The 12,640-nt window shown below is 68.9% G+C and carries 10 protein-coding genes and 1 pseudogene; 6 read left to right on the top strand and 5 right to left on the bottom strand.

All coding sequences use genetic code 11. The features are described from left to right. Positions 1-2: 2 nt before the first annotated feature. The 5 genes from kdpA to ABZ386_RS01120 all read left to right on the top strand — a co-directional run bounded on the left by kdpA (position 3) and on the right by ABZ386_RS01120 (position 7,914). On the top strand, positions 3-1,667 hold the full coding sequence (gene kdpA / locus ABZ386_RS01100) for a potassium-transporting ATPase subunit KdpA (RefSeq protein WP_358962828.1): 1,665 nt from the start codon (positions 3-5) through the stop codon (positions 1,665-1,667). Continuing rightward, a complete protein-coding gene (kdpB, locus tag ABZ386_RS01105; protein WP_358962831.1) occupies positions 1,664-3,832 on the top strand; it encodes a potassium-transporting ATPase subunit KdpB in 2,169 nt (722 codons plus the stop codon). The genes kdpA and kdpB overlap by 4 nt, the downstream gene beginning before the upstream one ends. A gap of 8 nt (positions 3,833-3,840) precedes the next feature. Next, positions 3,841-4,455 (top strand): potassium-transporting ATPase subunit KdpC, encoded by a 615-nt coding sequence (gene kdpC / locus ABZ386_RS01110; protein ID WP_358962834.1) that lies wholly within the window; start codon positions 3,841-3,843, stop codon positions 4,453-4,455. A 162-nt stretch (positions 4,456-4,617) separates the two neighbouring features. Continuing rightward, positions 4,618-5,298: a response regulator gene (locus ABZ386_RS01115; protein WP_358962837.1), complete on the top strand. Its 681-nt coding sequence runs from the start codon at positions 4,618-4,620 to the stop codon at positions 5,296-5,298. A 54-nt stretch (positions 5,299-5,352) separates the two neighbouring features. Continuing rightward, positions 5,353-7,914 (top strand): sensor histidine kinase KdpD, encoded by a 2,562-nt coding sequence (locus ABZ386_RS01120; protein ID WP_358962839.1) that lies wholly within the window; start codon positions 5,353-5,355, stop codon positions 7,912-7,914. Positions 7,915-7,936: 22 nt separating this feature from the next. Here the strand turns inward: ABZ386_RS01120 and ABZ386_RS01125 are convergent, their stop codons facing one another. The 4 genes from ABZ386_RS01125 to ABZ386_RS01140 form a co-directional block, all read right to left on the bottom strand. Continuing rightward, positions 7,937-8,356 (bottom strand): hypothetical protein, encoded by a 420-nt coding sequence (locus tag ABZ386_RS01125; protein ID WP_358962841.1) that lies wholly within the window; start codon positions 8,354-8,356, stop codon positions 7,937-7,939. Between the two features lie 178 nt (positions 8,357-8,534). Beyond that, positions 8,535-9,173 carry a TrkA family potassium uptake protein gene (locus ABZ386_RS01130; protein ID WP_358962843.1) on the bottom strand — a complete coding sequence of 213 codons (639 nt, stop codon included), beginning with the start codon at positions 9,171-9,173 and terminating at the stop codon, positions 8,535-8,537. A 79-nt stretch (positions 9,174-9,252) separates the two neighbouring features. After that, the gene (locus tag ABZ386_RS01135; protein ID WP_358962845.1) at positions 9,253-10,626 is read right to left on the bottom strand and encodes a potassium transporter TrkG; all 1,374 of its coding nucleotides are present in this window, start codon (positions 10,624-10,626) and stop codon (positions 9,253-9,255) included. A 194-nt stretch (positions 10,627-10,820) separates the two neighbouring features. Next, positions 10,821-11,402, bottom strand: a complete 582-nt coding sequence (locus ABZ386_RS01140; protein WP_358962847.1) for a hypothetical protein — start codon at positions 11,400-11,402, stop codon at positions 10,821-10,823. 243 nt (positions 11,403-11,645) lie between these two features. On the opposite strand from ABZ386_RS01140, the gene ABZ386_RS01145 reads away from it, so the two are divergent. Continuing rightward, the gene (locus ABZ386_RS01145) at positions 11,646-12,113 is read left to right on the top strand and encodes an ATP-binding protein (protein WP_358962849.1); all 468 of its coding nucleotides are present in this window, start codon (positions 11,646-11,648) and stop codon (positions 12,111-12,113) included. A 267-nt stretch (positions 12,114-12,380) separates the two neighbouring features. Here ABZ386_RS01145 and ABZ386_RS01150 read toward each other — a convergent pair. Beyond that, positions 12,381-12,482: pseudogene (locus ABZ386_RS01150) on the bottom strand (fluoride efflux transporter CrcB); the annotation flags it as partial. Positions 12,483-12,640: the final 158 nt, after the last annotated feature.

Raw genomic sequence — 12,640 nt, forward strand, 5'->3', positions numbered from 1 at the left:
CGATGAGCCCCGTTCTTGCTGACGTGCTCCTGGTGACCGCGCTGATCGGCGCGCTCGCGCTGGTGCACCGCCCGTTCGGCGACTACATGGCCGCCGTATACAGCTCCAAGAAGCACCTCAAGGCCGAGCGGTGGATCTACCGCTCGGTCGGTGCCAATCCCGACGTCGAGATGCGCTGGCCGGCGTATCTGCGGGCGGTGCTCGCCTTCTCGGTCGTCGGTGTCCTGTTCCTGTATCTGCTGCAGCGGGTGCAGGACAAACTGCCGCTGTCACTCGGCTTCAAGGCGATCACCCCGGACCAGGCGTTCAACACGGCCGCCTCGTTCGTGTCCAACACCAACTGGCAGTCGTACTCGGGTGAGTCGGCGATGAGCCACGTCACCCAGACCGCCGGGCTGGCGGTGCAGAACTTCGTCTCCGCGGCCGTCGGTATCGCCGTCGCGATCGCGCTGGTGCGAGGCTTCGCCCGGTCCCGCACAGGCGACCTGGGGAACTTCTGGGCGGACCTGGTGCGCGGGATCGTACGGATCCTGCTGCCCATCTCGGTCGTCGCCGCGATCCTGCTGGTGGCGGCCGGCGCGATCCAGAACTTCTCAGACATCCACACGATCACCACCTTGACCGGGGACAAGCAGGCGATCAGCCCCGGTGCGGTCGCCTCCCAGGAGGCCATCAAGGACCTGGGGACGAACGGTGGCGGCTATTTCAACGCCAACTCCGCCCATCCCTTCGAGAACCCCAACGGATTCACGAACCTGCTGGAGATCTTCCTGCTGCTGGTGATCCCGTTCTCGCTGCCGCGGACCTTCGGCAAGATGGTCGGCTCGGTGAAGCAGGGATACGCGATTCTCGCGGCCATGGCGGTCATCTGGCTCGCCGGTGTGATCGCGGTGACCATGGTCGAGTACGCCCACCCGGGCACCGCCTCGCAGATCGCGGGCGGCTCCATGGAGGGCAAGGAGCAGCGGTTCGGCGAGGGCCCCTCCTCGCTGTTCGCGGTGTCGACGACGATGACGTCGACCGGGTCGGTGAACTCCTTCCATGACTCCTTCCAGGGGCTGTCGGGCGGGGTGCTGCTGCTGGGCATGATGCTGGGCGAGATCGCGCCCGGCGGGGTGGGCTCCGGCCTGTACGGCATGCTGATCATGGCGGTCATCGCGGTCTTCCTCGCGGGCCTGATGGTCGGCCGTACGCCCGAGTACCTGGGCAAGAAGATCGGCACCCGGGAGATCAAGCTCTCGGCGCTCTACATCCTGGTCACGCCCGCGCTGGTCCTTATCGGCACGGCGCTGGCGATGGCGCTGGGCAAGGGCGAGTCGTCGATGACCAACGTCGGGGCCCATGGCTTCTCCGAGGTGCTGTACGCGTATACCTCGGCGTCCAACAACAACGGTTCCGCCTTCGCGGGCTTCGCCGCGAACACGCCGTATCACAACACCGCGCTGGGGCTGTGCATGCTGCTCGGCCGGTTCCTGCCGATGGTGTTGGTGCTGGCGCTGGCGGGCTCGCTCGCTGAGCAGAAGCCGGTCCCGGCCACGGCGGGCACCCTGCGCACCGAGAAGCCGCTGTTCACCGGTCTGCTGGTGGGCGCGATTCTGATCGTCACCGGTCTGACGTTCTTCCCGGCCCTGGCCCTGGGCCCGCTCGCGGAAGGGCTGGCGACATGACCACCGACACCGGCAAGCACGAACTGGACGCTAAGAAGCAGGACGCCATGTCCACTCCGACCACCGCCCCCACCCTCGCTCCCCACCAGGACGCGCCCACCGGGCACAAGCCGAGCGGGCGGATCGGCGGGGGCCTGTTCGACCCGAAGCAGCTGTGGACGTCCCTGCCGGACGCCTTCCGCAAGCTCGACCCGAGGGTGATGGCCAAGTCCCCGGTGATGTTCGTGGTGGAGATCGGCTCGGTGCTCACCACAGGGCTGGCCTTCACCGACCCCGGCGACTGGTTCGGCTGGGCGATCACCATCTGGCTGTGGCTGACGGTGATCTTCGCCAACCTGGCGGAGGCGGTCGCCGAGGGACGCGGCAAGGCGCAGGCCGACACCCTGCGCAAGGCCAAGACCGACACCGTGGCACGGCGGCTCACGAAGGACGGGACCGAGGAGCGGGTGCCCGGCACCGAGTTGCGCGTCGGCGACCTCGTGGTCTGCGAGGCGGGTGACATCATCCCCGGCGACGGTGACGTCGTCGAGGGCGTGGCCTCCGTCGACGAGTCGGCGATCACCGGTGAGTCGGCCCCGGTCATCCGCGAGTCGGGCGGCGACCGCAGCGCCGTCACCGGCGGTACGAAGGTGCTGTCGGACCGGATCGTCGTCAAGATCACGACAAAGCCCGGCGAGACCTTCATCGACCGCATGATCAATCTCGTCGAGGGCGCCGCCCGGCAGAAGACCCCCAACGAGATCGCGCTGAACATCCTCCTCGCCTCGCTGACGATCGTCTTCCTGCTCGCCGTGGTCACCCTGCAGCCGTTCGCGATCTACGCCGGTGCCGAGCAGTCGATGATGGTGCTGACCGCGCTGCTGGTGTGCCTGATCCCGACGACGATCGGCGCACTGCTGTCCGCCATCGGCATCGCGGGCATGGACCGGCTGGTGCAGCGCAACGTCCTCGCCATGTCCGGCCGGGCCGTCGAGGCCGCCGGTGACGTCTCGACGCTGCTGCTCGACAAGACCGGCACCATCACCATGGGCAACCGGCAGGCCGCCGACTTCGTGCCGGTGCAGGGGACGACCGCAGCCGAGCTCGCGGACGCCGCCCAGCTGTCCTCGCTGGCCGACGAGACGCCGGAGGGCCGCTCCGTCGTCGTCCTGGCGAAGCAGAAGTACGGGCTGCGCGAGCGGCACCAGGGCGAGCTGGCGCACGCCGAATGGGTGCCGTTCACCGCACAGACCAGGATGAGCGGCGTCGACCTCGTCGAGAACGGGGCCGGCCGCAAAGTCCGCAAGGGCGCGACCGCCTCCGTCCTCGCGTGGGTGCGAGAGCGCGGCGGCACCGCCGCCGAAGACGCCGACGCCATCGCGAACGAGATCTCGGAGGTCGGCGGCACCCCGCTGCTCGTCGCCGTCGAGGACGGTGACGGGGCCCGCGTGCTCGGGGTGATCCACCTCAAGGACGTGGTCAAGGAGGGCATGCGGGAGCGGTTCGAGGAGCTGCGCCGCATGGGCATCAAAACCGTCATGATCACCGGCGACAACCCGCTGACCGCGAAGGCCATCGCCGACGAGGCCGGTGTCGACGACTTCCTCGCCGAAGCCACGCCCGAGGACAAGATGGCGCTGATAAAGCGGGAGCAGGCGGGCGGCAAGCTCGTCGCGATGACCGGCGACGGCACCAACGACGCGCCCGCACTCGCGCAGGCGGATGTCGGCGTGGCCATGAACACGGGGACGTCGGCCGCCAAGGAGGCCGGCAACATGGTCGACCTCGACTCCAACCCGACCAAGCTCATCGAGATCGTCGAGATCGGCAAGCAACTCCTCATCACCCGGGGCGCACTCACGACGTTCTCCATCGCCAACGACGTCGCGAAGTACTTCGCGATCATCCCCGCGATGTTCGCCGTCGCCTACCCGAGCCTGGACAAGCTCAACGTCATGGGCCTGGCCTCGCCCGAGTCGGCGATCCTTTCCGCGGTCATCTTCAACGCGCTGATCATCATCGCCCTCGTCCCGCTCGCCCTGAAGGGTGTGCGCTACCGGCCGATGAGCGCCGACCGGATGCTGCGGCGCAACCTCGGCATCTACGGGCTCGGCGGGCTCGTCGCCCCGTTCCTCGGCATCAAACTCATCGACCTGCTCATCTCTCTCATCCCCGGGATCGGGTGACGACGACCATGAACAACTCCGTGGCCAACACCGCACGTCTGCTCTGGGCAGGACTTCGGGCCCTGCTCGTCCTGACTCTGGTGACGGGCATCGCCTATCCGCTCCTGGTCACCGGCATCGCCCAGGCCGCCTTCCCTGGCAAGGCCAACGGGTCGATGGTCGATGCCGACGGACGAGAGGTCGGATCGAAGTTGATCGGGCAGAGCTGGAACATCAAGGGCACCGACGATCCCGGCCCCATGTGGTTCCAGGGCCGCCCCTCCCACAGCGGCTACGACCCGCTGGCCACGGGCTCAAGCCAGCTCGGCGCCAGTGACCCGCGCCTGGTCAAGGCGGTTACGGTGGCGAAGAAGCAGGTCGCCGACTTCAACGGCGTCCCCGAGTCCAAGGTGCCCGCCGACGCGGTCACCGGCTCCGCCTCCGCCATCGACCCCGACATCTCGCCGGAGTACGCCCAGATCCAGGTCAAGCGGGTCGCCGCGGCGAACGGGCTGTCCGTCGATCAGGTGGAGAGGCTGGTGAAGGACCACACCCAGGGCCGCACAGCCGGCTTCCTGGGCGAGCCGCGCGTCAACGTCCTGGAACTCAACCTCGCGGTGCGGGCGCTTCTGAGCAGGAACTGATTACACCGATGCGGCAGGCGGGAGCCGGCGAAGCGAGGGATCCACCAGCGCCACCGGCTCCCGCCGCCTTTCGTATCCACCCCCGAAAGGCACCCTGTCATGCCTGGCAAGCCGCCGGCATTACGGACGGACGACCGCCGCGGTCAGGACGGAGGCATTGCGATGACCCGGGTACTCGTGGTCGAGGACAATCCCCAGATCATCCGGGCCCTGGCGCTCAATCTGAAGGCGCGGAAGTACGAGGTGGACACCGCCTTGGATGGCGCCACGGCCCTCCGGCTGGCCGCCGCCGCACCGCCGGACGTGGTGCTGCTCGACCTCGGCCTGCCGGACATGGACGGCATCGACGTCATCCGAGCCCTGCGCGGCTGGGCCCGGGCGCCCATCCTGGTGGTCTCCGCCCGCCATACCTCGATGGAGAAGGTCCAGGCCCTCGACGCCGGCGCCGACGACTACGTGACCAAGCCGTTCAGCATGGATGAGCTGATGGCCCGGCTGCGTGCCGCCGTCCGCCGCACCGAGGAGGCGGGGGTAGGTGAACCGGTGACCGTCGCCACGGACGATTTCACCATCGACCTGCTCGCGAAGAAGGTCCACCGCGGCGATACAGATATCCGCCTGACTCCGACGGAGTGGCAGCTGCTGGAGGTGCTGATCCGCCACCCGGGGCGGCTGGTCAGCCAGAAGCAGCTGCTTCAGGAGGTGTGGGGCCCCTCGTACGAGACGCACACGAACTACCTGCGGGTCTACATGGCGCAGCTGCGGCGCAAACTGGAGACAGACCCCACCCATCCACGACATCTCATCACCGAGCCGGGCATGGGATACCGCTTCGAGAAGTAACCCTCCTGCCCGTACCAGCCCGGCGAAGCGCAGAAAGATCGGAACCACTGCACCATGGCACGCGGCAAGCTTCGGATCTACCTCGGTGCGGCGCCGGGCGTCGGCAAGACCTACGCGATGCTGTCGGAGGCGCACCGCCGCGTGGAGCGCGGCACCGACTGTGTGGTGGCCTTCGTGGAGCACCACGACCGGCCGCGCACCGAGGTGATGCTGCACGGCCTGGAGCACATCCCGCGCCGGGAGCTGGAGTACCGGGACACGGTGTTCACCGAGATGGATGTGGACGCCGTCCTCAAGCGCCGGCCGGCCGTCGTCCTGGTGGACGAACTCGCCCACACCAATGTGCCCGGCTCACGGAATCCGAAACGGTGGCAGGACGTCGAGGAACTGCTGGACGCCGGGATCGACGTCATCACCACCGTCAACATCCAGCACCTGGAGTCGCTCGGCGACGTCGTCGAGTCGATAACGGGCGTACGGCAGCGGGAGACCGTACCGGACGAAGTCGTCCGCCGCGCCGACCAGATAGAGCTGGTCGACATGTCACCGCAGGCCCTGCGCCGCCGCATGGCGCACGGCAACATCTACAAGCCCGACAAGGTCGACGCGGCGCTCTCGAACTACTTCCGGCCGGGCAATCTGACCGCGCTGCGGGAGCTGGCGCTGCTGTGGACCGCGGACCGGGTCGACGAGTACCTGCAGCAGTACCGCGGGGAGCACGACATCCGCTCCACCTGGCAGGCCCGCGAGCGGATCGTGGTCGGGCTGACCGGCGGGCCAGAGGGACGGACCCTGATCCGGCGCGCGGCCCGGCTGGCGGAGAAGGGGGCGGGCGGCGAGGTGCTGGCCGTCTACATCTCCCGCAGCGATGGGCTCACCTCGGCCTCGCCCAAGGAGCTGGCGATGCAGCGGACGCTGGTGGAGGATCTGGGCGGCACGTTCCATCATGTCGTCGGCGATGACATCCCCCAGGCGCTGCTGGACTTCGCCCGCAGCGTCAACGCCACCCAGATCGTGCTCGGCGTCAGCCGCCGACGCGCCTGGCAGTACGCCTTCGGGCCCGGTGTGAGCGCCACGGTGGCCCGTGAGTCCGGACCGGATCTCGACGTCCACATCGTCACCCACGAGGAGGCAGCCAAGGGCCGCGGGCTGCCGGTGGCCCGTGGCGGCCGGCTCGGCCGCACCCGCATCATCGCCGGATGGCTCGTCGGCGTGGTCGGCCCGGTGCTGCTCACTGTGCTGCTCACCTCGGTCAACACCCGGCCCGCCGATGCGGGACCCGGCTTCGCCAACGAAGTGCTGCTGTTCCTGACCCTGACTGTGGCTGCCGCACTGCTCGGCGGACTGCTGCCCGCCCTGGCGGCGGCCACGGTCGGCTCGCTGCTGCTGAACTACTTCTTCACCCCGCCCACCCACACGTGGATCATTGCGGATCCGGCGAATCTCCTGGCGATCATCGTTTTCTTCGCGGTCGGGGTGTCGGTCGCCTCGGTCGTGGACCTGGCTGCCCGCCGCACCCACCAGGCTGCCCGGCTGCGCGCCGAGGCCGAGACCCTGTCGTTCCTGGCGGGCAGTGTGCTGCGCGGTGAGGACAGTCTTCAGGCGCTGCTGGAACGGGTGCGGGAGACCTTCGGCATGGAGTCGGCGGCACTGCTGGAGCGGAAGAGCGAGGTCGAGCCGTGGACCTGCGCGGGCAGCGCCGGGACCGCCCGTCCCATCGAGCGCCCGGCGGACGCCGACGTCGACATGCCCGTCGGTGACAACCTGGTCCTCGCCCTGTCCGGTCGAGTGCTGCCCGCCGAGGACCGCCGGGTGCTGGCCGCCTTCGCCGCCCAGGCCGCCGCAGTCCTGGACCGCCAGCGGCTGAAGCAGGAAGCCGGACAGGCACGCGAGCTCGCCGAGGGCAACCGCATCCGCACCGCGCTGCTCGCCGCCGTCAGCCATGACCTGCGGACCCCGCTGGCCACCATCAAGGCTGCGGTCACGTCCTTGCGCTCCGACGACGTCCAATGGTCCGCAGAAGACCAGGCGGAACTGCTGGCGAGCATCGAAGAAGGCACCGACCGGCTCGACCACCTCGTGGGCAACCTGCTGGACATGTCCCGGCTGCAGACCGGCACCGTCACCCCGCTGATCCGCGACATAGACCTGGACGAAGTGGTGCCCATGGCGCTCGGCGGCGTTCCCGAAGGCTCCGTCGAACTGGACGTCCCCGAAACCCTGCCGATGGTCGCGGCCGACCCCGGGCTGCTGGAGCGGACCGTCGCCAACATCGTGGAGAACGCCGTGAAGTACGGCCCGGAGAACGAAGTCGTGCTGATCTCCGCCAGCACGCTCGGCGACCGGGTCGAGCTGCGGGTCGTCGACCGCGGCCCCGGTGTGCCCGACGAAGCCAAGGAGCGGATCTTCGAGCCGTTCCAGCGGTACGGGGACGCCCCCCGCGGCGCCGGAGTCGGGCTCGGCCTCGCGGTCGCCCGGGGCTTCGCCGAGGCCATGGGCGGCACCCTCACCGCCGAAGACACCCCCGGCGGCGGCATGACCATGGTCCTCACCCTCAAGACCGCTACCGACCACCCGCCCGTACCGCCCGACCTGCCCGCCCACATCACCTCGTAACGACCATTGCCGAGGCCGCCACTCAGGAGCGCGCGTCCCGGTCGCCGCCCGGGGTGATCCGCCGGTATGCCCCCCGGGCGCTGACGAGGCGAGCGGTCACCGTACCGAGCAGTGCCGCAGCAGTCAGGAAGACGAGCCGCCCCACATCCGGATAACCCTGCCATGTGAGCTCCCCGTGCGGGGGCACCGCGAAGCCGTTGAGGAAAAGCCAGCACACCGCGCCGGTGCCCGGCGCCGCGGCAAAGCGGGCGCACACACCCAGCAGCGCCGCCAGGGCACACAGCACAAGCAAGGCGTGCAGCGCATCGGCGAACCCGTTCACCGCGCTGAGAACACCCACCGTCAGCAATGCCCCGGCAAAGGCCCCCGCCCACACAAAGGGCGTGGGGACAGGCTCAGGAATCGGCCTGGCCGCAATCCGCAACGGCCGCCACTCCGCCATGAGCACATCCCTCCCCGTACCCTTTGCCCTACTCCCTCCCATGACACCGTGTCCAGGGCAGTTCCGCCCGTCGTGACCGGCCTTCTTAACGGATTCCGTATGGGCAACGAGCACCCTGGGCCGACCCGCCGTCCGCGGCACAGAACATGAAGAAGCGGCAGGACCGCTCGCTGTGGGCTCAGCTCAGTTCGGCGAAGGACTCCACATCGTGGATCTTGCCGGTGACGACGATGACGTCCCCCTTCGTCAGGACCGTCTCGGCGGTGGCATAGGTGAAGCCCTCGCCCGGCCGCTTGATCCCGACGACCGTCACCCCGTAGCGCCTGCGCACCTGGCTCTCGCCGAGCGGCATGCCGGTGGCCACAGCCGGGGCGACGGTCTTCACCAGGGCGTAGTCGTTGTCGAACTCGATGAAGTCCAGCATGCGGCCGGTCACCAGGTGGGCGACGCGCTCGCCCATGTCGTGCTCGGGCAGGACGACGTGATGCACGCCCAGGCGTTCGAGGATCTTGCCGTGCTGGCGGCTGATGGCCTTGGCCCATATGTTGGGGACTTCCGCCTCCAGCAGGTTGGAGGCGATGAGGATGCTGGCCTCGATGTCGGTACCGATGCCGACCACGGCGCTGGTGAACTCGTGCACGCCGAGCTGGCGCAGAGTTTCGGGGTCGGTGCAGTCGGCGACCGCCGTGTGCGTGAGATCGTCGCTCAACCGCTGGACCAGATGCGGGTCGGTGTCGACACCGAGAACGTCCCAGCCGCGCCGCATCAGCTCATGGGCCAGCGAGCTGCCGAAGCGGCCGAGACCGATCACGGCCACGCGCTGCTCACCGTGACCGGAAATGGCAGTGTGCCCAGCACGGCGCTTACGGCGGCGACGGCGCAGTGAGTGCAGAAAACTAGCCAATGACGGGTCGCTCCTCGGGTAGCTCGTAGCGACGCTTGCGCTCACGCAGGGCAAGCGCCGAGACCAGGGTGACCGGGCCGAGCCGGCCGACGAACATGAGCACAATGACGATCAGCTGGCCGACGGTCGGCAGGTCGGCGGTGATGCCGGTGGACAGCCCCACCGTCCCGAAGGCCGACACCGCCTCGAACAGCACCTCCTCGAAGGGCTTGTCGACCACGGCGAGCAGCGCCAGGGTCGCCGACATCACAAAGCCCACGCCGGCCAGCGCCACGGTCAGCGCCTGCCGCAGCACATGCGGCGCGAGCCTGCGGCCCATCGCCGAGGACGTGGGCTCCCCACGGACCTCGGCCAACATCGCCGCACCCAGCACCGCGAAGGTGCTGACCTTGATGCCACCCGCAGTACCCGCGCTGCCGCCGCCGATAAACATCAGCATGCAGGTCAGCAACAGCGTCGCATCCGTCATCGCCCCGACATCGACACTGTTGAACCCCGCGGTACGCGACATCGCCGAATGGAAGAACCCCGCCAGGATCTTCTTGGGCCAGTCGAACGAGCCCAGCGTGTCGCTGTTCGCCCACTCCAGCACACATGTCAGCAGCGTCCCGGTGAACAGCAGCACGGCCGTAGTGACCACCGTCAGCCGGAAGTGCAACGACCAGCCACGCCGACCCGTGGCGCGGGCCCGATTGCGGTGCCGCAGCAACTCCAGCAGCACCGGAAAACCGATTCCACCAAGAATCACGGCCACGGCGACGGGCAGCGTCACCCACGGATCCTGCGCGTACCTGGTGAGGCTGTCGGCGTGCAGCCCGAACCCGGCGTTGTTGAACGCCGACACGGCATGGAAGACCCCCAGATATGTGGCGTCCCAGATGGACTCGCCGTAGCCGAAGCGCAGCCGCAGCGCCAGCATCGCGCCCACCGCGAGTTCCACCGCGAGCGTGCATCCGGCGACCCCGAGCAGCACCCGCCGCACGTCCCCGATGTCCAGGCTCTTGGTCTCCGCCTGCGCGGTCAGCTGCATCCGCAGCCGCAGTTTGCCGGAGATCAGCAGACCCAAGAGTGAGGCCATCGTCATGATGCCGAAGCCGCCGATCTGGAACAGCACGAGGATCACGCCCTCGCCGAAGCCGCTCCAGTACGTGCCGGTGTCCACCACGACCAGACCCGTCACGCACACCGCGGACGTGGCCGTGAACAGCGCCGTCACCGCATCGGCACTCCGGCCGTCCTCTGCGGCGACGGGCAGCATCAGCAGTACCGTCCCCAGCAGGATCACGGCAGCGAAGCCCATCACCACCGTGCGAGCCGGATGCGCCGCCAACAGCGACTGCCACATCCGCACCGCGCGCCCTGCCACACCCCGGCCTTCCTGTCCGTCAACGTTCCGTAAAGGATCCACCAGCAACCAGCCAAGATCCAGCGGGCCACCTTAACCGAGGTCCTGCCACGGTGTATGTAGCCGGTCCGGAGGGAATGGAACGCCCCCCCGGCGGCCCAGTCGGCGGCAGACGGGAGTGTGTTAGCTCGGCGAGTCATATGGCGCCAGACGGTTTACGCCGGTCTGGAGCTGCTCATCGCGGGCTTGTCTCCAGAAGACTCCCCGACCCGCGGCCCTGTCCACGCCGCCAGAGGTCGGGAGGTGTCGGCCCAGGTTCCGGCCCGCCCGTGCGTGACCGATACGACGATGAGCCGACTCGGCGATGCACTCCCAGGGCCAGCGAGGCTTGCACCGGCAAGTGGTCGCTCGGGAGCTGGCCGTCCATCGACAACGGGTTGATCGCCGCCCAGTACGTGGTCACCGCGGGGGTGGTGAGGATCCAGTCGATGCGCCTGCCGCCCGGCGCCCAGCATCGCGTCGTAGACCGGGTTGTCATGAGCCGCGGCATTGAAGTCGCCGGTCACCACGACCAGTAGCGAGCTGTCGAAACGGGCGATCGTCTCGCTGATCAGCTCCGCGGAACGCTCGCGCGCGAAGCGCAGGTTGTACGTCATCACGTTCAGCGCGCCCGCATACTCGCCGGCCGCCGCGGGCGCGGTGGACCCCGCCGTGGTGAGCAGCGGTACGGCGATGGCGGCGGCCCCCGCTGCGGTCCTCAGGCTGTGGCGGCGCGTCACTCGTGCGTCGTTCGGCACGCGATTTCCTCCCCTTGGGAATCAAGATGAAGACTGCGTACTGAAATACGGAAGAAGACGGCGGGGCCGCGGTGACCATGGCAGACCACACAGCGGAACTGGGAGCCTGCGGTTCCGAAGGGAGCAGTGGGCCGCCTGGGCAGTGCGGGCTGATCGGATCGTGTTGCCCGGTTTGGCCCGTCTGGCGTCGGCATCTGAGGGTATTCGGCTCTAGGCGTGAGTACCGGATGCGAGGCGAGTTGCATGGGCCAGGCGACCGAGGGCGGGGAATGGGCAACGCCGCTGGGCAGCGGGGTGAAATCGGAGTCCGCTGCGTTCGAGGGCTGCGAGGAGATCGGCGAGGCTCGTAAGCTGGCCCGGGTGTTCCTCGAGGATCTGCAGGCCGAGCACGGGGTGCCAGTGTCCGGCCGTGCGATGGGCATGGTGCAGCTGGTGGTGAGCGAGCTTGTGACCAACGCCCGCAAGTTCGCCCCAGGCCCGATGCTGCTGACGTTGGAGCTCCACGGGGGCGCGGTTCAGGTGAGCGTATGGGACACCGAGCCCAGGATGCCCGTGGTCCATGCCGCCGATCCGAGCCGGGTGGGTCAGCACGGGCTGGAGATCGTCATGGCCATCTGCCCGCACTTTGAGGTGCACCGCGAGCCGGTGGGCAAGCGCGTGGTGGCGGCGGTGATGTTGGCCGACGACGCGATCGGAGACCTGGCCGGCTGACCGGGCTGATCAGCACGTTGACGTCGCCGGTTCACTCCGCAGTGACTTGGGCCGGGGCCATAGCAGGCGTCCCTTGGCCTTCTCCGGCCCGGCAGCAGGCCACGGGCCGTCGCACATCAGACAGCTTGACGCGCGGCTGCGAACGGTTCAGCTGGTGACGGCCTGCTGGGCCTGGGCTTCGTGCGGGCCGGGCTACAGGACTCGGTGCTGGTCTGGATGATCGCGCCGTGGAAAGCCGATGTGGCTGGTTCGCGTTCGGGCTGATGTTCAGGCCCAGATCGCTCGGGCGAGCGCGGCGCCGGTGAACGCGGCCCCTAGTGCGGCGACCACGCTGGCGGCGGCGAAGAACCTCACGCCGGTCTCGGCCAGGGCCGGGCCCAGCGGCGACCCGTGTGCGGTGCGGCGGCATCTGGATCACTCTCCGGCAGGCTGGCGACACGCTCACGCGCTCCCTGCCGCAGCGCCCCACCCAGCAGACAGGCGTGACCGTACGGGGAGGCGTAGGCCAGGCCCCGCCCGGTGGTCAG

Origin of the sequence: Streptomyces sp. NPDC006140 (assembly GCF_040628815.1) — a bacterium.
GTDB lineage: Bacteria > Actinomycetota > Actinomycetes > Streptomycetales > Streptomycetaceae > Streptomyces.